The following is a 19,898-nucleotide window of genomic DNA, read 5'->3' on the forward strand; positions in this document are numbered from 1 at the left end:
ATAGCGTGGTTTCAGAATTGCTACAAGTTTGCTAGCTTCTGTTGCAAGGTGGCTTTACAAATGCGGTGCAATTTTTGTGGCGACTTTGCCCACTGAGATCGCGAACAGATTCTCAGGCACTGGCCTTGGTGAGGTGGTGCGCCGCGCGATGCAGATGCGCCATGAAGTGGCGCACGCTGGGTTTGAGGTGCGATTCGGCACGTGCCAGAGCGCCCAGCGTCAGCACCAGCGGGCCTTCCTTGAGCGTGATGACGTCGATGTATTGCGACGCAAGCGGATGCGCTGCGATTTGCTGCGGCAACAGGCCCACGCAGTTGCCGCTGGTGATGATGGACAGCAGGCCCAGCGTCGAGTTGACCAGCGCACCTGCGGGTGGCGGCGCCATGCCGTGTTGCTCGAACAGCGTTTTGGCATAGCCCGAATCAGGTGGCGCGCCGGTATAGACCCAGGGCGCATCGGCCAGATCGGCCAGGCTCTTGGCGCGCGCGAGCGGATTGCCCTTGCGCACGACGACCACCATGGTGATGGGCATCAGCGTCTCGACCGCGAATTCGCCTGCGGGCAAGTCGTTGGGCAGCGGTCCCAGCGCGATGTCGACCTCGCCCTTGCGCAGGCGCGTGAGCTGCGCGATGTACAGCTCTTCGATGATGCGCAGCTTGATGTCCGGGAACGCGCTGCCGAAGGTGCGCAGCGTCTCGGGCACGAGCAGCATCACCGCCAGCGGCACGGCACCGATGGTGAGCGAGCCCGACATGTGACCATCGAGCTGGCGAATCTGCTCGACTGCCTGAACCAGCTCGCGATCGGCCGCAATCGCGCGCTCGTACATCACGAGGCCCTGTGCCGTGGCGACCACGCCGGTGGTGGATCGGTGCAGCAAAGTCGTTGAAAGCTCGCGCTCCAGTTCGCGGATCAACTTGGTGAGCGCGGGCTGCGAAATTCCAAGGCGTTTGCCAGCGGAGCGCAGACTCCCTTCCTCTATGGCGGCCACCAGAGCGCGAAGGTTCGTGAGTTTCATCTAAGTGGCTTCCAGTAAGGGTTTGCGTGAGGGTGATAACGGTTGGTTATTGCGCGTTGACGCGGAACATCTTACTTGCGCAAACCTTGCTCTCTAGACTTCGGTCATTCCAATAAACGCTTACGAGCGGCAGTGACAATCGTCGCTGATTGAGGTCAAAAGGAGACGAGTTAATGGAAGAGCAAATAGCGGATGCATCGCCTGCGATGCGCCGATTGGAGTGGCTTTGCGATGCGAGTGCTGCGATAGGTGCTTTGGTGTTGGTGGCACTGGCGTTGATGACCACAGTGAGCGTCATTGGACGCGCATTCTTTGCTCATCCGATTCTTGGTGACGTCGAACTGGTGCAACTGGGTTGCGCCGTGGTCGTCGCATCATTCCTGCCCTACACGCAGTTCCGCAAGGCCAACATCATCGTGGACTTCTTCACGACCAAGGCGAGCGCATCGGCGCAGCGCATGATGGACGCGTTCGGCCTGTTGCTGTACACGCTGATGCTCGCGCTGGTCACCTGGCGCGTGGCGGCGGGCGGCATCGCCATCCATGAAGCGCAGGAGCGCTCGATGCTGATGGATCTGCCGCTGTGGATTCCCTATGTGCTGATGTTGCCGGGCCTCTCGCTGTGCGTGCTGATCGGTCTGGTGCAGTTCGTCGAGCTGCTGCGCGCACCCGCCCAGGAAGAGGTGCAGGCATGAGCACGATGTCGATTGGTCTGGCGATGTTCGCTGGCATGCTGGTGCTGATGGCCGTGCGCGTGCCGATCGCGGTGGCGATGTTCATTCCCGGTGCTGTGGGCTACATGGTGCTGTCGGGCTGGGTGCCGCTGCTGGCGCATTTGAAAGGCGCTGTCTACGGCCGCGTGTCGGTCTATGACCTGTCGGTGATTCCGCTGTTCATGCTGATGGGCGCTGTGGCGGTGCAGGGCGGTCTGTCCAAGGCGCTGTTCGATTTTGCGAATGCGCTGCTCGGGCGCTTTCGTGGCGGCATGGCGATGGCCGGTGTGCTGGCCTGCGCGGCCTTTGGTTCGATCTCCGGCTCGACCGTGGCAACCACCGCAACGATTGCGCAAGTGGCTTATCCGCAGATGCGCCGCATCGGTTATTCGGGCCGTCTGGCAACCGCTGCGCTGGCCACCGGCGGCACCATGGGCGTGCTCTTGCCGCCATCGGTCACGCTGATGGTCTATGCGATTTTGACCGAGCAGAACATCACCAAGATGTTCCTCGCGGCCTATGTTCCCGCGCTGATCGCGGCCATCGGCTACATCATCGCCATCATGGTGATGGTGCGCATCCATCCCGAGCAAGCTCCCGCCGCGCAGGCGATCTCCGCCGCCGAAGTGCTCAAGGCCGCAGCCAAGGTCTGGCCGATTCTCGCGATCTTCGCAGTGGTGTTCGGCGGCATCTACGGCGGCCTGTTCACCGCCACCGAAGGCGCTGCCATCGGCAATGTGATGACCTGCGCGATCACGCTGTTCCGTGGCGAGCTCAACCGCAGCAAGTTCGTGTCGGCGGTGCGCACCACGGCGCAGACCAGCGGCATGATCTTTCTGATCTTCATCGGTGCGGACATGATCAACGCGGCGCTGGCCTTGTCGCAACTGCCTTCTCAGCTTGCCGAGCTGGTCGGTCATCTGTCGATTCCGCCGCTGCTGGTGCTCACGGGCGTGATGCTGTTCTACGTGCTGCTGGGCTGCGTGATGGACGAGATGAGCATGATTCTGCTGACCGTGCCCACGCTGTTCCCGGTGATCATGGGCATGGACTTCTTCGGACTCAACGTGGCCGACAAGGCGCTGTGGTTCGGCATCCTGATTCTCACCGTGTGCGAGATCGGCATGATCTTCCCGCCGGTCGGCCTGAACGTTTACATCATGAATGGCCTGGCGCGCGATGTGCCCATGGTCGAGACCTACAAGGGCGTGGTGCCGTTCCTGATCACCGATGCGCTGCGGCTGGGGCTGCTCATCTCGGTGCCTGCCACATCGCTGTGGCTGGTGCACCTGCTCACCTGAAGACCATCAAAACCAACCAACACAACAAGGAGACCGACCATGACATTCAAACTGCTGCTTTCCGCCTGCACTCTCGCCATCGCGAGCATCGCTGCGCCCGCGCAGGCCCAGGAGGTGACGCTCAAGGTTCACTTCTTTCTGCCGCAAACGTCGTATGCGAGCACGCTGTTCATTCAACCTTGGTGCGAAAAGATCGCCAAGGAATCGAACAACAAGATGAAGTGCCAGATGTATCCGTCGATGCAGTTGGGCGGCACGCCGCCGCAGCTCTTCGATCAGGTGCGCGATGGCGTGGCCGATGTGGTGTGGACGCTGCCGGGCTACACCGCAGGGCGCTTCCCGAGCCTCGAAGCCTTCGAGCTGCCCTTCATGATGCGCAGCCCCGAAGCCACAAGCCGCGCGCTGTGGGAATACGCGCAGGTCCACAGCCAGAAGGAATTCAAGGACGTGCACCCGCTCGCCTTCCACGTGCACGGCCCCGGCGTGTTCCACATGACAGGCAAGCCGGTCAAGACCATGGCCGATCTGCGTGGTCTGAAGATGCGCGCACCGACCCGGCTGACCAACAAGTTCATCGCCATGCTGGGCGCAACGCCCGTCAGCATGCCCGTGCCGCAAGTGGGCGATGCGCTCTCCAAAGGCGTGATCGATGGCGCGGTCGTGCCGTATGAAGTCGTGCCGTCCGTGAAGATTCAGGAACTGGTCAAGTACCACTCCGAAACCGACCCTGCCGTGCCCGCGTTCTACACCTCGACCTTCATCTTCGCGATGAACAAGGCCAAGTACGAATCGCTGCCCGCCGATCTGAAAAAGGTCATCGACAACAACAGCGGCGAAGCCTTCTCCGGCCAGATCGGCAAGGCCTTCGTGCAGGCCGATGCGGAAGGCAAGAAGCTCACCAGCGGCAACACCACCAACGTGATCGCAGCCTCCGAACTCGCGACCTGGCAGAAGCTGGGCGACAAGCTCTCGGCCGACTGGGTCAAGGACATGAGCGGCAAGGGCCTCGACGGCCAGAAGATGCTGAGCGACGCCAAGGCACTGATCGCCAAGCAGGCAGCCAAGCCGTAAGCAAAAGGCCGTAGAGCGGCCTCCGAATCCACAGAGAAGAACCGAGCAGAGCGAGCGCTTCGGTGCACGTTCGGGGGATTGCTCGCCCTGAAAAAGCCCAACACAACAAAGGAGACAAAGATGACGAAGAAAAAGCAGAACACGCCACTGAACTCGATCACCCCCCGTTTTGTAAAAGGCGCGGTGGTCTTGGCGGCGGGTGCGGCAATGGCGCTGGGGCTGTCCGCCTGTGGTGGCGGCGATGGCCAGGCATCGGGCGTGAACGATTCGGTCCTCAGCTTCGACGCGAGCAAGTACACGACGATCAATGTCACCATCGACGGCGCGAAGGTGCCCGTGCGCTGGTACAGCGAAGTCTGCTATGTCGCCAAGCCATCCGAGATGGCAGCCACGCAGACCGCGCTGGGCCAGACCACGACGATCACCAACACCAAGTGCGGCTACCAGAGCATGAACATCTTCGTGCCTGAAAGTGTCGCAGGCGACCAGAAGACCGCCATCTATTTCGCGGTCAACAACGCGGGTTGGATGAACAGCTACATCAAGGCCAGCGTGAAGGACGGCGCGACCTTCGACAGCAGCGCAAGCAATGTGGGCGCTGCTCTCAAGGCTGGTTATGTCTACATCGACGTGGCCACGCGCAGCCGTAATGTGGTGGGCGCGGATGGCAAGTACCCCGGCAAGTCGCCATCGGTGGTGGTGGATGCCAAGGCTGCCGTGCGTTACTTGAAACTCAACGATGCGCTGATGCCCGGCAGCGCCAAGCGCATCGTCGTGAATGGCACAAGCGGCGGTGGCGGGCTGTCCTCGATTCTCGGCTCGTCTGGCAACAGTGCTGACTACTACTCATATCTTGCCGAGGCTGGTGCGGCGGGCATCGACGCGGGCGGCAAAAGCACGCTGACCGACGATGTGCTCGCGATCAATGCCTACTGCCCGATCACCGATCTGGGCAATGCCGACATTCTTTATGAGTGGATGTACAACGTGCTCGGCACACGCGCTGCGGCGAACCAGAACCCCAATCCAGCGGGCTCTGCGGCGCTGATGGCAAAGTTTGCCGACTACCAGAAGTCGCTCAATCTCAAGAACTCCGCGGGCGCGGCGCTCACTGCCAACAACATGCTCGACGAGGTGAAGAGCGAGGTCATCCGCTCCGCCGAAACCTATATGGCCTCGGGCAAGCGCATTCCGAATCTGGGCGAGGTGATGACCTACACCAGCCAGGGCAAGACGGGCGAATACACCAACGACTGGATCTCGGTGGACAACGCGGCGGGCAAGGTGTTGTCGCTGGACATGGAGAAATACCTCAAGTTCGTCGTCACGCAGGCCAAGCTCAAGAACGCACCATCGTTCGATCAATACGGCCTCGCGATCACCGCGTCGCAAGGCGAGTCATCCTTGTTCGGCACGACTTCGCAGGTCTATTCCAACTTCACCGAATACGGCTGGACCTACAACGACACCAAGGGCGACGGCACGGGCCTGGATGACACCGGGCAGAGCTGGGCGCAGTTCATCGCGACGTCGCCGCTCGTGTCCACGCAGGCCAAGCTGGTCAATCCGATGAACTACATCGGCTCCACCGCCAAGACCGCGCCGTACTGGTATGTGCGCCACGGCTCGCGCGATCGCGATACGGCCTTCGTCGTGTCGGTGAATCTTGCGCGTGCGCTCAAGGCCGATGCGGACGTGAGCGATCTGAACTACCGCCTTGCATGGGACCAGCCGCACGCAGGCAACTACGACGTGCCGGAAGCCATGGCATGGATCGCCAAGACCTTGAAGGACGCGGACGCCAAGGGTCTCTGATCCTCATCGCCGCACAAGCAACTGCCACACCCGTGGCGCATGGAAAAAGTGAGTAGCCGTATATGGCCCAGATCATCGGCGGCATTGCCGCATCGCATACACCGACCATTGGATTCGCGTTCGACCGCGACAAGAGTCAGGACCCTGTGTGGGCTCCGATCTTCGAGGCGTTCGAGCCGATCCATGCGTGGATCGAACAGAAGAAGCCGGACGTGCTGCTGTTCATCTACAACGACCATGTCACCTCGTTTTTCTTCGATCACTACTCGGCGTTCACGCTGGGCGTGGGCGAGAAGTGGGAGGTCGCGGACGAGGGTGCGGGTGCGCGTGATCTGCCGGCCATCGCCGGTCATCCGGCATTGGCCGAACACATTGGCCGCTCGCTGATGGCCGATGAGTTCGACATGTCGTTCTTTCAGGATCGGCCGCTCGATCACGGCTGCTTCTCTCCGCTGTCGGTGATGTGCCAACACGAGAACGGCTGGCCGGTGAAGCTGGTTCCGCTGCAGATGGGCGTGCTGCAGTTTCCGCTGCCCACGGCCAGGCGTTGCTACAAGCTCGGGCAGGCGCTGCGCCGCGCCATCGAGAGCTATCCCGAAGACCTGCGCGTGGCCATCGTCGCCACGGGCGGTCTGTCGCACCAGGTGCATGGCGAGCGTGCGGGCTTCAACAACACCGAGTGGGACGACCGCTTCATGGACCTGTTCGAGCGCGATCCCGAACAGCTCACGACGATCACGCATGCGGAGTACGCGACGCTGGGCGGCCTCGAAGGTGCGGAAGTCATCATGTGGCTGGTGATGCGTGGCGCGCTGTCGGCGCAGGTCACCTGCAAGCACCGCGCCTACTACCTGCCTTCGATGACCGGCATTGCCACGGCCATCTACGAAACCACCGAGCCGCAGCAGATGTGGCCGCAGGCGAGGGAGCGCCATCTCGCGCATGTGAACGAGCAACTGGCCGGTGCCGAAAAGCTGCAGGGCACATATCCCTTCACCATTGGCCGAAGCGTGAAGGCGTATCGCCTCAATCGCTTTCTGCATGACCTCGTGATCCCCGCGCATCGCGCGAAGTTCATCGCCGACGAGGCTGCGCACATGCGCGAGGCGGGCTTGAGCGACGAGGAACGCACGCTGGTCAGCGCACGCAACTGGCAAGGGCTCATTCATTACGGCGTGATTTTTTTCATGCTCGAAAAGTTGGGCGCGGTCGTCGGCGTTTCCAACCTGCACATCTATGCCGCCATGCGCGGCGAGTCGCTTGAAACCTTCCAGAAAACCCGCAACACGCAGGCGCTGTATTCGGTCGCGGGCAAGGACGCGGGTGCGCTGGGTTGGGACAAGCCGAGCAACTGATTTCCTTCGCCATCGTCGTCACCACTATCACCCCCATCCACATCACTTCCACCACCACTGACCTACGAGGAGAGAGACACATGAGAAAGCACCTGATTGCATTGGCCGCAGGCAGCATCGCCGCGCTTGTCGGCAGCGCGGCGCACGCGCAGAGCAACGTCACGATTTACGGCATCGTCGATTCATCCGTCGAATACATCAACAAGGTGGGTGCGGCCGGCGACAGCCTGACGCGCATGCCGGGCCTCACGGGCGGACAGATGCCATCGCGTATGGGCTTTCGCGGAACGGAAGACCTGGGTGGCGGATTGAAGGCCATCTTCACGCTGGAATCGGGTCTCGGCGTAGATACCGGCACGCTCAACCAAGGCGGTCGATTCTTTGGTCGCCAGTCGTTCGTCGGCCTGTCGGGAAGCTGGGGCGCGGTGACGCTGGGCCGCCAGTATTCGATGCTGTTCTGGTCGCAGCTCGATGCCGACATCCTCGGCCCCGCAAGCTACGGGTCGGGATCGCTCGACAGCTATCTGCCGAATGCGCGCGTGGACAACGCCATCGCCTACAAGGGAACGTTCAACGGCTTCACCGCAGGCGCCACCTACAGCTTTGGCCGCGACACGGTGAATGCGGGCCCCAGCCCATCGGGCAGCAACTGCGCGGGTGAAAACGCGAGCGACAAGTCCGCCTGCCGCCAGTGGTCGGTGATGGCCAAGTACGACGCCGCGCAATGGGGTGTGGCGTTGGCGATGGATGAGATCACGGGCGGAGCCGGTGCGTTTGCGGGCCTGACCAACAGCGATTTGAAAGACCGCCGTTCGACCGCTGCAGGCTGGGCCAAGTTTGGCGATTTCAAGCTCGGCGCTGGCCTGATCGCGCGCAGCAACGATGCGACGCCCGCGACCAAGAAGAGCAACCTCTGGTACGTGGGCGCGCAATACCGCATCACGCCTGCCTTCGTGCTCGATGGCGAAGTGTTCAAGCTCGACTACAAGAACAGCGCGAACGAGGCCATGCTGTACGCCATTCGCGGTACCTACAACCTCTCCAAGCGCACGGCGGTCTACGCCACGGCGGGCCATATCTCGAACAAGGGAACGCTGGCGCTGTCGGTGAGCAACGCAGCCACGGGCAGCAACCCGGCAGCGGGCACGGCGCAGACCGGCGTGTCGGTCGGCATGCGCCATTCCTTCTGATCGTGAACAGGGTCTGAACGAGTCACTCCAAGGAAGAGGCAAGTCGTGAACAGCTCGCATGAAGTCAACTTGCGCGGAATCTCCTCCATGGCCACGCGCCATGTGTTGGCCGAGCTGTCACGAACCTGCCCGGTAGTTGCGGGAATTTCCCTGCAGTTCGAATCGGTGGGGGGCGTCGATGCAACGCGACGTCTCGCTGCAGGGGAACCCTTTGATCTGGTGGTACTGGATGCGACCGCGCTCGCTGCGCTGGCGCAGTCGGGTCATGTACTGCCGGATTCTTTGATTGATCTGGCCGTCTCGGCAACGGCTGTGGCCGTGCATCGCGATGCGATGGTGCCGGATGTGTCCACCGAATCCGCGTTGCGTGCAGCCGTGTTGGCTGCGAAAAGAATTGGATATTCCAGCGGGCCCAGCGGCACCGCTTTGCTCGCATTGTTCGAGCGTTGGGGCGTCGCGCAGCAGCTTGCGGATCGCCTTGTGAAAGCGCCGGCGGGAACGCCCGTTGGCCAGTTGATTGCCGAAGGCGCGGTCGAACTCGGCTTTCAGCAACTGAGCGAAATGTTGGGGCTCGACGGCATTCAAATTCTCGGGCCGATGCCCGCGGGTTGCGAGATCGTCACCACGTTTTCTGCGGCGATGGGTTCACTCTGCCAGCACCCGGAAGCAGCGCGCAAGGCGCTGGCTTATCTGGCTTCATCGCAAGAAGCACAAGCCGTGAAGCAGCGTCACGGCATGTCCTGATGAAGGCCTCAATGCGCTGCCGCGCCGCGCGGAGTCTGCGCCAGACGCACGAGCACCAGCAGCGTGTTGTTCACGGGTGTTGCAATGCCAAGCGCTGTGCCGCGCGCCACCACATAACCGTTCAGATGATCGATCTCGGTCTGCTTGTCGCGCGCCAGATCCTGTGCAGTCGATGAGAGCTGCCCCGGCATGGTCTGCGGCAGGCCGTGCACCATGTCGAGCATGTTGTCGGGCAACTGCACGCCATCGGCCCGCGCCACGGCCATGCATTCGGCGACGATCTCGTCGATCAGCGGATTGACGCCGCTGGTCTTTTGATCGACCAGCCAGCCATACGACATCTGCGTGAGTGCCGACAGCGCGTTGTACGCGCAGTTGATGATCAGCTTGGCCCACAGCGCGCCGCGCACGTTGTCGGAAATCTGCGTGGGAATGCCGGCCGCCGGAAATTGCAGCGCCACCAAGTCGCTGAGCGGCGAGGGCGCGATCACCAGCTCGCCACGACCGAAATGCCGCACATGGCCGGGGCCGGGCATGGCGGTGGCCACATAGACCACGGCTGCGGCCACGGGGTTCTGCTCGCCAAGCACCGAGCGGGCGCGCTCGTCGTTGTCCACGCCGTTCTGCAGCGTGAGCACGAGCGCGCCGGGCGAGAGGTGTGGCTGCAGTTGTCTGGCGGCCGATTCGGTGTCGGTCGATTTCACGCAGAACAGCACCACGTCGGCACCTTGCACGGCACCGACATCGGTGCTCGCGGTCATCGGCACGAAGACATCTTCGGTGGCAGTCTGAAAACGCAGGCCGCGCTTGAGCACCGCCTCCACATGCGCCTGCCTGCCGATCAGCGTGACGTGATGGCCTGCACGCGCGAGCATGGCTCCGAAGTAGCAACCCACGGCACCCGCGCCCATGACGGCGATGGACAGGCGCGGAAGGCTGGAGGAGGTGGATGGTGTGGCGGTTTGCGATGCGGATTGCGATGCGTTGTCGCTGGGGCTTTGGTGTTGCACGATCAGGCCTGCCGTTCTGAAGTTCTGAATGCTCGGGGATGCTTGGGAGCGCTTGGAGATGTTCAGCGCCCACTATAGCGCGCACCGTGTTTGTGCGTCAGCCCTTGAGTTTCAGCAGGTAATTCATGACCTCGGCCGTGGCCATCTCCATGGAAAGAAAGTCGGTGAAGTCCTTGCCCGTTTGCCACGACGGATCCCAGCGATTGCTTTGCAGGCTGCGTTTCCAGCTGGCCTGGGTAGTGGCGAACTCGACGGCGGCCACCATCTGGCGACTGCGCTCGGGCGAGACATCCTTGCCCGTCAGCACGGCACGCCAGTTCGCCATGGAAGCATCGACTCCCATGTCCTTGAACGAGGGCAGCGCGTACACGCGTCTGTTGGCCGAGACACCCAGTGCGCGCAAGTGGCCAGACGACAGTGCATCGCTCATTTCGCTGTAGCCAGAAATGGCGACCTGCGTCTGCCCCTGGAGCACGGACTCCACCACGTCGCTGCCGCCAGGGAAGGGCTTGTATTGCAACTGGTCCAGAGGAACCTTGGCAGCCCGCGTCAACATGCCGGCAAACATGTGGTCGACACCGCCTGCGGAGCCTCCCGCAATGGTCAGAGAGCGCATGTCATGGCCCATGGCCTTCATCAGGTCTGCGGCATTGCGCAGAGGCGATTTGGCTGCGACAGCGACCACGAGGTAGTCGCTGGTGAGCCGCGCCAAAGGCCGAATCTGGGCCATGCTCACGGGCGGCTTCTGCAAAGCGATGGCACCCACCATCACCATGCCGCCGATGAGCAGCGTGTCGGGCTGATTGGAATACTGCTCGACATAGCGCGCGAGTCCGATGGTGCCGCCTTTGCCGCCCACATTTTCATAGGTCACCGCACCGGCCATGCCGCTGTCCACCAGCGCTGCGCCAAGCGCCCGACCCGTCTGGTCCCAGCCACCACCGACATTGGCCGGAATGACGATGTGCACTTTGTCGCCCAGCCGCAATGCGGGATTGGCCTGTGCGAACCGTGATGGCGCAATCGCAGCGCAACTGAGGGCCGCGCTGCTCAGCAGCCAACGGCGGCGGGTGAGTTTGGAGGATTCGCTTGCCGCGTTGGCCTTGCTGGTCTCGCTTGTCTCGTTGGTCGGTTCAGGGAATGTCTGATTTCTTGTTCGCATGGGTTGCTCCGATGACCGAGCAACGACATGCAAAGGAAGCGTCGAACGTTGCTTGGGCGCAGAGAATGATGCAAATTGAAACTGTCATTCAGATGTCAACGAACACCCGTTTCCTTGGTGTTTTCACGGATCCGACACAAACACGAGGCCATGAAAAAGCCCCGCATGCTTTCACATGCAGGGCTTGATTCATGTAGCCAGAGCTTTCGCATCGTCACCAATGCTCGATCTCGCGGGGCGCCAGACCAGCGACCACCGCGCAAGGGCCGCCCCGCCGCGCCGGTGGTGTCCCCCTTCCCGTAGCGCGAAGCGCGTAGAGAGAAGGGGGAAGGCGCAAAGCGCCTCAGGGGGATGCCTCTTATTACAGAGAATCGATGAAACTGCGCAGCTTGTCCGAGCGGCTTGGGTGCTTCAACTTGCGCAGCGCCTTCGCTTCGATCTGGCGGATGCGTTCGCGGGTCACGTCGAACTGCTTGCCCACTTCTTCCAGCGTGTGGTCGGTGGACATTTCGATGCCGAAGCGCATGCGCAGCACCTTGGCTTCGCGTGGGGTCAGGCCGTCGAGGATGTCCTTGACGACATCGCGCAGGCCGGCTTGCATCGCTGCGTCGACTGGCGCGGTGTTGTTGCTGTCCTCGATGAAATCGCCCAGATGGCTGTCGTCGTCGTCGCCGATGGGGGTTTCCATCGAGATCGGCTCCTTGGCGATCTTCATGATCTTGCGGATCTTGTCCTCGGGGATCTCCATCTTGGCTGCCAGGATGGACGCATCGGGCTCGAAACCAAACTCTTGCAAGTGCTGGCGCGAGATGCGGTTCATCTTGTTGATGGTCTCGATCATGTGCACCGGGATGCGGATCGTGCGGGCCTGGTCAGCGATGGAACGCGTGATGGCCTGACGAATCCACCAGGTGGCGTAGGTCGAGAACTTGTAGCCGCGGCGGTATTCGAACTTGTCCACGGCCTTCATCAGACCGATGTTGCCTTCCTGGATCAAGTCGAGGAATTGCAGGCCACGGTTCGTGTACTTCTTGGCAATCGAGATCACGAGACGCAAGTTGGCCTCGATCATTTCCTTCTTGGCATCGCGCGACGCGGCTTCACCGGCGTTCATGCGCTTGTTGATGTCCTTGAGTTCACCAAGCGGCACCACCACGCGGGCTTGCAGGTCCATCAGGCGCTGCTGCAGTTCCTGCACGGGCGGAATGTTGCGGGAGAGGATGTTGCTCCAGGACTTGCCAGCGGCAGCTTGCTTTTCCACCCATTGCAGATTCAGCAGGTTGGGCGGGAAGTCCTTGATGAAGGTTTCCTGCGGCATGCCGCACTTGTCCACGATGATGCGGCGCAGTTCGCGTTCTTTCTTGCGAACGTCGTCCACCTGCGCGCGCAGCATGTCGCACAGCTTTTCAATCGTCTTGGCGGTGAAGCGGATGGTCATGAGTTCCGCCGAGATTTCGGACTGGATCTTCATGTAGACCTGACCGCCGTAGCCGTCCTTGTCGTAGACCTTGTGCATCTTCTCGAAGTGACCGCGCAGAACGTCAAAGCGGCGCAGCGCTTCGTTCTTGAGTTCTTCGAGCTTCTTGGTCAGCGCCTTGGAGCCGCCCTTGCCGTCGTCGTCGTCGTCTTCGTCGAATTCGTCGAAGTCTTCTTCGGCCACGTAGTCATCGGCTTCGTTGGGGTTGGAGAAACCGTCGACGATGGTCGAGATGACGACCTTGCCTTCGCGGATTTCTTCGCCCATCGAGAGGATTTCGGCGATGGTGGCGGGCGATGCGGAGATCGCTTCCATCATGTCCTGCAGACCGCCTTCGATGCGCTTGGCGATTTCGATTTCGCCTTCGCGGGTCAGCAGTTCGACGGTGCCCATTTCACGCATGTACATGCGGACCGGGTCGGTCGTGCGGCCGAATTCGGAGTCCACGGTCGACAGAGCCGCTTCGGCTTCTTCTTCCGCTTCTTCGACGGTGGTGGCGGTCGGTGTGACGTTGTTCTGGAACAGGGTTTCCGCATCGGGAGTCTGTTCGTACACGGCCACGCCCATGTCGTTCAACATGGTGACCACGACTTCCATCGTTTCGGCATCGACCAGCTTGTCGGGCAAGTGGTCGGAGATTTCGACTTGCGTGAGGTAGCCGCGTGTCTTGCCCAGCGTGATCAGCTTCTTGAGTTGCGAGCGACGCTTGGCCATGTCTTCTTCGGAGAGGACGGTTTCGTCCAGGCCGAATTCCTTCATCAAGGCGCGTTCCTTGGCCTTGCTGATCTTCATGCGCAGTGGCTTGACCTTCTCGACGGTCGCAGCCTGTTCGACTTCCGGCTCGGGTTCTCCCTCGAGTTCGGATTCGATGTCCGACAGATCGGCGTCGTCGTCGGAGCCGCCTTCGTCACCTTCCTTGGCCTTTGGCTTGCGGCCGCGCTTGGCGGGCGCCTTGCCGTCGGCAGCAGCGGCAGCCTTGGCTGGGCGGCCGGGGCGCTTCTTGGCGGTGGCTTCGTCATCACCGGCGTCGTCGGCGGCAGCGCCGCGAGCAGGCTTCTTCTTCAGGTCATCAGTGGTTTCTGCAGAGGCAACAGATTTCTTTGCGGGCACAGTCTTGACTTCTTCTTTCTTGGTTGCCTTGGCGGGCTTGGGCGCAGCGGCGGCCACCTTCTTGGCGGGCGCAGCGGCCTTGGCGGGAGCCTTGGCAACGGATTTCACAGCAGCTTTGGAAACGGTCTTGGCAACGGTCTTCGCAGCCGTGCCTTTGGCTGGAGCGGTCTTGGCTGGCTTCGCGGACTTTTGAGCGGGCATGCATTACCTCAGGTTCAAAAACGGACACACAAAGAAACTCAATCAAGCGCCATCCATCCCGGCGCGGGCTAGCAGACGAAGGACGTTACCGTTACCTTCGCAGGTGAGGATCAAATCCTCTGCAGCAAGATGTCTGGGCGAACATTTGGAGTGCAGTCCTTGCGGTGGGGTAGGCTGTTGTGCGTGTTTGTCACGGGCGCCTGATCCGGAGGTGCTGCTGTCGCTCTTGCCGACAAGCCTTAAATTATACCTTTTACAGGCAAATCAAGAGCTTGACAGCTTGGGGTTTTCCAGTGTCTTGCGACGATTTTGTAACTCTTTGTATTTTTCGAGGGCGGCAGGATCCTGTCCAGCGAGCAGAATCAGCTCGTTTTCCTGACGTCGGAGGTTGTCGATCAACAGCCGATTCACAATGCCGCGCAACTCCCCGCGCAACTCGGCCACGTCGCCCTCCGTCTGGGCGTGAGAGCCGGTCATCAGTTTGCGGATCTTGGTTTCGTGCTCGTGCCCGCCAAGCGACTCCTGCAGCACCGCCCAGGCGACCGGGCCGTGCTCGTGGAGCTGGCCTTCGATCCACACGAAGATTGGCCCATGCGGCGCGGGCAGGTCGCACAGCGTTGTGTGGTCTTCATGCGACAGATCTTCCAGAAACTCCATGTGCGAGAGCACCAGCCGCACGGCATGGTCTTCGCGCTTGGCCACGGCGTCACGCGGCAAGGGCGGCTGCGGCGGCAGATCGGCGTCCTTGCCCCAACGCTTTTTCCATGGGCCTTTGCCGTTGCCGGGCGTCCAGGGTTTTTTCTGAAACTGTGGCGCGGTCGAGGGATAGCCGCCCTGAGACGGGTAGCCATCGGGCGGTGCGAACGAAGGATCGCTGTCGCGCTCCCAAGGGGCCAGATCGGGCGGAATGTCCCAGGGCATGGCGTCATCCGGCGCGCCCGTGTTGCCTGGCGCTGCAGGGCGAGGCGTGCCACGGCCCGGTTGCTGCGCGGCTTGTTGCGACCAGAGTTGCCCCAGTTCGCCCGCCGGAAGCTGACCCAACTCGCCGAACTCGCCCAGCAATTGCCGCTTGAGCGCGCCGTCGGGCAGCAGGCCCCAGAGCGGTCTTGCGTTGGCCAGCATGTGGGCGCGACCTTCCGCCGTGCCCAGATCACAGCCTTCGCTGGATGCCTCGATCAGAAAGCGGCTCAGCGGCGTCGCATCGCCCACATGGCGGGCGAACGCGTCCGTGCCGTACTCGCGCACAAAACTGTCGGGATCATGCTCGCTTGGCAAGAAGAGAAACTTCACGCTGCGCGTGTCGCTCGCATAGGGCAGGGCGCCGTCGAGCGCCTTGCGCGCCGCGCGCCGTCCGGCCGCATCGCCGTCGAAGCTGAACACGACCGTGTCGGTGAAACGGAACAGCTTGTGCACGTGATCGGGCGTGCAGGCGGTGCCCAGCGTCGCCACCGCATTGGGAAAGCCGAGCTGCGCGAGCGCCACCACGTCCATGTAGCCTTCGGTGACCAGCACATAGCCCGACTCGCGGATCGCGGTGCGTGCCTCGAACAGTCCGTACAGTTCGCGGCCTTTGTGGAAGACCTCGGTTTCCGGCGAGTTCAGATATTTGGGTTTGTCGTCGCCCAGCACCCGTCCGCCAAAGCCGATGCATTCGCCCTTGACGTTGCGGATCGGGAACATCACCCGGTCGCGGAAACGGTCGTAGCGCTTGCCATCTTCCTCGCCGACGATCACAAGGCCGCTGTCTTCGAGCAGCGGATCGTCGTAGTTCGGGAACACGCTGGCCAGGTTGCGCCAGCCCTCGGGCGCATAGCCGAGGCCGTATTTCTTGGCCACGGTGCCGGACACCCCGCGCCCCTTGAAGTAGCCGATCGCCCGAGACGACTCGCGCAATTGCTTGCGCCAGGATTCGCCCGCTTTTTCCAGCACGTCATTGAGCGTCGCCTGCTTCTTGCGGGCGGCAGCGGCGCGTTCGCGGTCTTGCGGGGAGGCGTTGTCATCGTCCGGCACCTGCATCCCGGCCTTCTGCGCCAGATCCTGCACCGCGTCGCGAAAGCCAAGGCCTGCGTGGTCCATCAGAAAGCCGATGGCGTTGCCGTTCTTGCCGCAGCCAAAGCAGTGAAAGAACTGCTTGGACGGACTCACGCTGAACGACGGCGACTTCTCTCCATGAAACGGGCACAGGCCCATGTAATTCGCGCCCGCTTTCTTGAGCTGCACGTAATGGCCCACGACATCGACAACGTCGGTGCGCGCGAGCAGATCCTGGATGAATGACTGGGGGATGGACACAGGGGGTATTTTGACCGATGCAGGAGCAGTTTTTGGGCATGTGGTTTTCACTCAGTTTGGCGTCAGCCCGCTTTGTTCTAATGTCTGGCAGCACAAAGGGCGGGCGACAATGATTCGCCGCATGCCCCGAACCACCAGGCAGAACACAAGGAGATAACGTGTCCACGAGCATCTACGACCAGAATTTGCCCCAGAACGAAGCCAACCACGCGCCGCTGACTCCGCTGTCCTTCATCGAGCGCACGGCCGAGGTCTATCCCGATCGTCTGGCCATCATCTATGGCGACCTGCGCCGTACCTGGAGCGAAACCTACGCGCGCTGCCGTCAACTCGCCAGCAGCCTGCAGAAGGCGGGCGTGGGCAAGAACGACACCGTGGCCGTGATGCTGCCGAACACGCCGCCGATGGTGGAAGCGCATTTCGGTGTGCCCATGTCCGGCGCGGTGCTCAACACGCTGAACACGCGTCTGGACCCTGAAACCATCGCCTTCATGCTGGACCACGGCGAAGCCAAGGTGCTGATCGTCGATCCCGAATTCGCGCCGCTGGTCGCCAAGGCGCTGCCGATGCGCAAGCTGGATACGCCGCTGCTCGTGATCGACGTGGAAGACGCCAGCTACGGCCCCGCCGCGCAGCAGGTCGGCTCGCAGACCTATGAAGACTTCGTGGCCAAGGGCGATGCCAAGTTTGCGTGGCAACTGCCCGGCGACGAGTGGGACGCCATCGCGCTCAACTACACCAGCGGCACGACCGGCAACCCCAAGGGCGTGGTCTACCACCATCGCGGCGCGACGATCAACGCGATCAGCAACGTGCTCGAATGGGACATGCCCAAGCACGCGGTCTATCTGTGGACGCTGCCGATGTTCCACTGCAACGGCTGGTGCTTCCCCTGGACCGTGGCCGCGCGCGCTGCGGTCAACGTGTGCCTGCGCCGCGTGGACGCGCAGTCGATCTTCGACGCGATCCGCAACCACGGTGTCACGCACTACTGCGGCGCGCCCATCGTGCACGGCCTGCTGGTCAATGCTTCGGCGGCGATGAAGGAAGGTGTGCCCGCAGGTGTGAAAGCGATGGTGGCAGGCGCTGCGCCGCCAGCCGCGATGATCGAGGGCATGGAAGCCATGGGCTTCGACATCACCCATGTCTATGGCCTGACCGAGGTATACGGCCCCGCGACGGTCTGCGCCAAGCACGAGGCGTGGAACGATCTGGACATCGGCGAGCGTGCGCGACTCAATGCGCGCCAAGGCGTGCGCTACCACCTGCAGCGCTCGGCGGCGGTGCTCGATCCCGAAACCATGGAACCCGTGCCGCACGACGGCGAGACCATGGGCGAAATCATGTTCCAGGGCAACATCGCCATGAAGGGTTATCTGAAGAACCCGAAGGCGACGGAAGAGGCCTTCCGTGGCGGCTGGTTCCATTCGGGTGATCTGGCCGTGCAGTACCCTGACGGCTACATCAAGATCAAGGACCGCAGCAAGGACATCATCATCTCGGGCGGCGAGAACATCTCGTCCATCGAAGTGGAAGACGTGCTGTACCGCCACCCCGACGTGCTGGCCGCCGCCGTGGTCGCCAAGCCCGATCCGAAGTGGGGCGAAACGCCTTGCGCGTTCATCGAGCTGAAGGCAGGCGCGACGACGACGGTGGAAGACATCGTCGCGCACTGCAAGAAGCACCTCGCAGGCTTCAAGGTGCCACGCGCCGTGGTGTTCGGCGACCTACCCAAGACCAGCACCGGCAAGATCCAGAAGTTCGAGCTGCGCAAGCAGGCGGGCTCGGCGTCGGCGATTGATGCTTGAGATCCAGCGTCGGCGTCAGATCGGCCCATCGATGGTTGTCGCAGAGAGATTCAGCAGAATCTCTTGCGCGCACTGGTTCAGCATGCTGGCGGCGCGTTGGCTCTCCAGCATCCGAAAGCGCTGCAGCGACATCACAAAGCCCAGTGACGCGAGCACGTTGTGTTCCTCGCTGGCAATCGCAATCGCCACCCCGGCGTTCTGGCTGTCGAGCGCGCCTATGCTGGTGGCGTAGCCGGTCTTGCGAACATCCTTGAGCTGCGCGCTCAGGGCTTCGAGGGTTTCGGCTCCCGGAGTTTTCTGCGCTTCTTCGAGATTGGCCGCATGCAGTTTGCGCAACATCGGCTTGCCCAAGGCAGACAACAAGGCGAGCGAAGCCGATCCGCGAAAGGTGGGCATGCGGCGGCCACGGCCGTAGCTTGCGCGCATTTCCGCTTGCGTGGATTCATAGTGAATCGTCAACAGATGCTGGCTGCTCAAGGCCGTCAGCGCCACGTCGCATTCGGACTGTCGGGCCAGTTCGCGCATCGGCCTGGTGGCGGCCTGCAGGAGCGGGTCACCCATGCGCAGTTGGTAGTCGAGTTCGACGATGCGCGTTCCCAAGACATATTGACCGGCCGCGGCGCTGCGCAGCAGGTCGCAGTCGCCGAGTTCGCGCAGATAGCGGTAGGCCGTGGGAATCGAGCAGTCCAGCCGCGCGGCAATGGATTCGGCGGTCCACACCGGTTCTTCGGATGTGAACAGATCGAGGACCGCAAGCATTCGCGACAGACTGGACATACTTTCGTCGGGTGAGGTGGGTGGAGGGTGCGTGGCGTCGATTGTCTACTGAATCAGGCGGCCGCCATCGATCACCAGTTCGGCACCAGTGATCATGCGCGCATCGTCGGACGCGAGGAAGGCAATCGAGGCCGCGACGTCGTCGGGCGTCACGATGTCTCCCATGGGATTCATCGCGCGCACGGCATTCTGCGCGGCCTCCAGCGTGCCGAATTGCTGGACCAGCTTCTGCTCGATCAGCGGCGTCCACACATAACCGGGGTGCACCGCGTTCACGCGCACCTTGTAGCCAAAGCGTGCAGCGCTCAAGGCGGCTTGCTTTGTCATGTTGGTCACCGCAGCCTTGCTGGCACCATATGCGCCCGCATCCTTGGAGCCCACTTGGCTGGCGACCGATCCCAGATTGACGATGCTGCCACCGCGCGAGCTGGTTTTCATGGCTTGAATGGCTGCCTGAAGTCCCAGAAAAACGCCATCGACATTGATGGAAAAAACGCGCTGCCATTCCTCGAAAGGGATTTCGTCGAACGCGTGCGAGCCGCGCATCACGACTCCAGCGTTGTTGACCAGCACGTCGAGCGCGCCGTGCCGCTTGACGGTTTCCGCGATGGCGGCCTTCCAACTGGCCTCGCTGGTCACGTCCAGATGCACCACCTGTGGCTGCGGCAGGTCTGCGAAGAGGCTCTCGAAGGCTCCGGTCTGTGGCTCGGCCACGTCGCCCAGAACGACATTGGCACCTTCGCTGATGAGGCGGTGCGCTGTGGCCATGCCCATGCCGCCAAGGCCACCAGAGATGAAGGCCGTGCGGCCTGTAAAGCGTTTCATTGTGGGTTCAATTCTCAAAAAATCAATCA

15 protein-coding genes are annotated in these 19,898 nt (G+C 62.1%); 8 read left to right on the forward strand and 7 right to left on the reverse strand.

The window, feature by feature from the left end:
• Positions 1-112: 112 nt before the first annotated feature.
• The gene (locus tag G7048_RS19630; RefSeq protein WP_166069759.1) at positions 113-1,018 is read right to left on the reverse strand and encodes a LysR family transcriptional regulator; all 906 of its coding nucleotides are present in this window, start codon (positions 1,016-1,018) and stop codon (positions 113-115) included.
• A 173-nt stretch (positions 1,019-1,191) separates the two neighbouring features.
• Between G7048_RS19630 and G7048_RS19635 the strand changes: the two genes are divergently transcribed.
• The 7 genes from G7048_RS19635 to G7048_RS19665 all read left to right on the forward strand — a co-directional run bounded on the left by G7048_RS19635 (position 1,192) and on the right by G7048_RS19665 (position 9,207).
• The gene (locus tag G7048_RS19635) at positions 1,192-1,713 is read left to right on the forward strand and encodes a TRAP transporter small permease (RefSeq protein ID WP_166069760.1); all 522 of its coding nucleotides are present in this window, start codon (positions 1,192-1,194) and stop codon (positions 1,711-1,713) included.
• Complete coding sequence (locus tag G7048_RS19640) at positions 1,710-3,032, forward strand: TRAP transporter large permease (RefSeq protein ID WP_166069761.1); 1,323 nt, start codon at positions 1,710-1,712, stop codon at positions 3,030-3,032. Before G7048_RS19635 ends, G7048_RS19640 begins: the two co-directional genes overlap by 4 nt.
• A gap of 39 nt (positions 3,033-3,071) precedes the next feature.
• Positions 3,072-4,103: a TRAP transporter substrate-binding protein gene (locus G7048_RS19645; RefSeq protein WP_166069762.1), complete on the forward strand. Its 1,032-nt coding sequence runs from the start codon at positions 3,072-3,074 to the stop codon at positions 4,101-4,103.
• A 120-nt stretch (positions 4,104-4,223) separates the two neighbouring features.
• Positions 4,224-5,918 carry a subtype B tannase gene (locus tag G7048_RS19650; protein ID WP_166069763.1) on the forward strand — a complete coding sequence of 565 codons (1,695 nt, stop codon included), beginning with the start codon at positions 4,224-4,226 and terminating at the stop codon, positions 5,916-5,918.
• A gap of 62 nt (positions 5,919-5,980) precedes the next feature.
• Positions 5,981-7,273: a gallate dioxygenase gene (locus tag G7048_RS19655; protein ID WP_166069764.1), complete on the forward strand. Its 1,293-nt coding sequence runs from the start codon at positions 5,981-5,983 to the stop codon at positions 7,271-7,273.
• Between the two features lie 80 nt (positions 7,274-7,353).
• Positions 7,354-8,463: a porin gene (locus G7048_RS19660; protein WP_166069765.1), complete on the forward strand. Its 1,110-nt coding sequence runs from the start codon at positions 7,354-7,356 to the stop codon at positions 8,461-8,463.
• 87 nt (positions 8,464-8,550) lie between these two features.
• A complete protein-coding gene (locus G7048_RS19665) occupies positions 8,551-9,207 on the forward strand; it encodes a substrate-binding domain-containing protein (protein WP_166069766.1) in 657 nt (218 codons plus the stop codon).
• A gap of 8 nt (positions 9,208-9,215) precedes the next feature.
• On the opposite strand, the gene G7048_RS19670 is transcribed toward G7048_RS19665, so the two are convergent.
• From G7048_RS19670 to dnaG, 4 genes are all read right to left on the reverse strand, one after another.
• Positions 9,216-10,118, reverse strand: a complete 903-nt coding sequence (locus tag G7048_RS19670) for a ketopantoate reductase family protein (protein WP_166071068.1) — start codon at positions 10,116-10,118, stop codon at positions 9,216-9,218.
• Positions 10,119-10,314: 196 nt separating this feature from the next.
• Entirely contained in the window at positions 10,315-11,379 is a 1,065-nt protein-coding gene (locus tag G7048_RS19675; RefSeq protein ID WP_166069767.1) for a tripartite tricarboxylate transporter substrate binding protein, read from the reverse strand.
• Between the two features lie 361 nt (positions 11,380-11,740).
• Positions 11,741-14,167 carry an RNA polymerase sigma factor RpoD gene (gene rpoD / locus G7048_RS19680; RefSeq protein ID WP_166069768.1) on the reverse strand — a complete coding sequence of 809 codons (2,427 nt, stop codon included), beginning with the start codon at positions 14,165-14,167 and terminating at the stop codon, positions 11,741-11,743.
• Positions 14,168-14,431: 264 nt separating this feature from the next.
• Positions 14,432-16,459: a DNA primase gene (gene dnaG / locus G7048_RS19685; RefSeq protein ID WP_166069769.1), complete on the reverse strand. Its 2,028-nt coding sequence runs from the start codon at positions 16,457-16,459 to the stop codon at positions 14,432-14,434.
• 158 nt (positions 16,460-16,617) lie between these two features.
• Here dnaG and G7048_RS19690 point away from each other — a divergent pair, with 158 nt between their 5' ends.
• On the forward strand, positions 16,618-18,267 hold the full coding sequence (locus G7048_RS19690; RefSeq protein WP_166069770.1) for an acyl-CoA synthetase: 1,650 nt from the start codon (positions 16,618-16,620) through the stop codon (positions 18,265-18,267).
• Positions 18,268-18,282: 15 nt separating this feature from the next.
• On the opposite strand, the gene G7048_RS19695 is transcribed toward G7048_RS19690, so the two are convergent.
• Positions 18,283-19,026, reverse strand: coding sequence for an IclR family transcriptional regulator (locus tag G7048_RS19695; protein WP_166069771.1), 744 nt, complete (start codon positions 19,024-19,026; stop codon positions 18,283-18,285).
• A 63-nt stretch (positions 19,027-19,089) separates the two neighbouring features.
• Positions 19,090-19,869, reverse strand: coding sequence for an SDR family NAD(P)-dependent oxidoreductase (locus tag G7048_RS19700; protein WP_166069772.1), 780 nt, complete (start codon positions 19,867-19,869; stop codon positions 19,090-19,092).
• Positions 19,870-19,898 lie beyond the last annotated feature (29 nt).

The sequence above is a fragment of the Diaphorobacter sp. HDW4B genome (assembly GCF_011305535.1).
GTDB lineage: Bacteria > Pseudomonadota > Gammaproteobacteria > Burkholderiales > Burkholderiaceae_C > Diaphorobacter_A.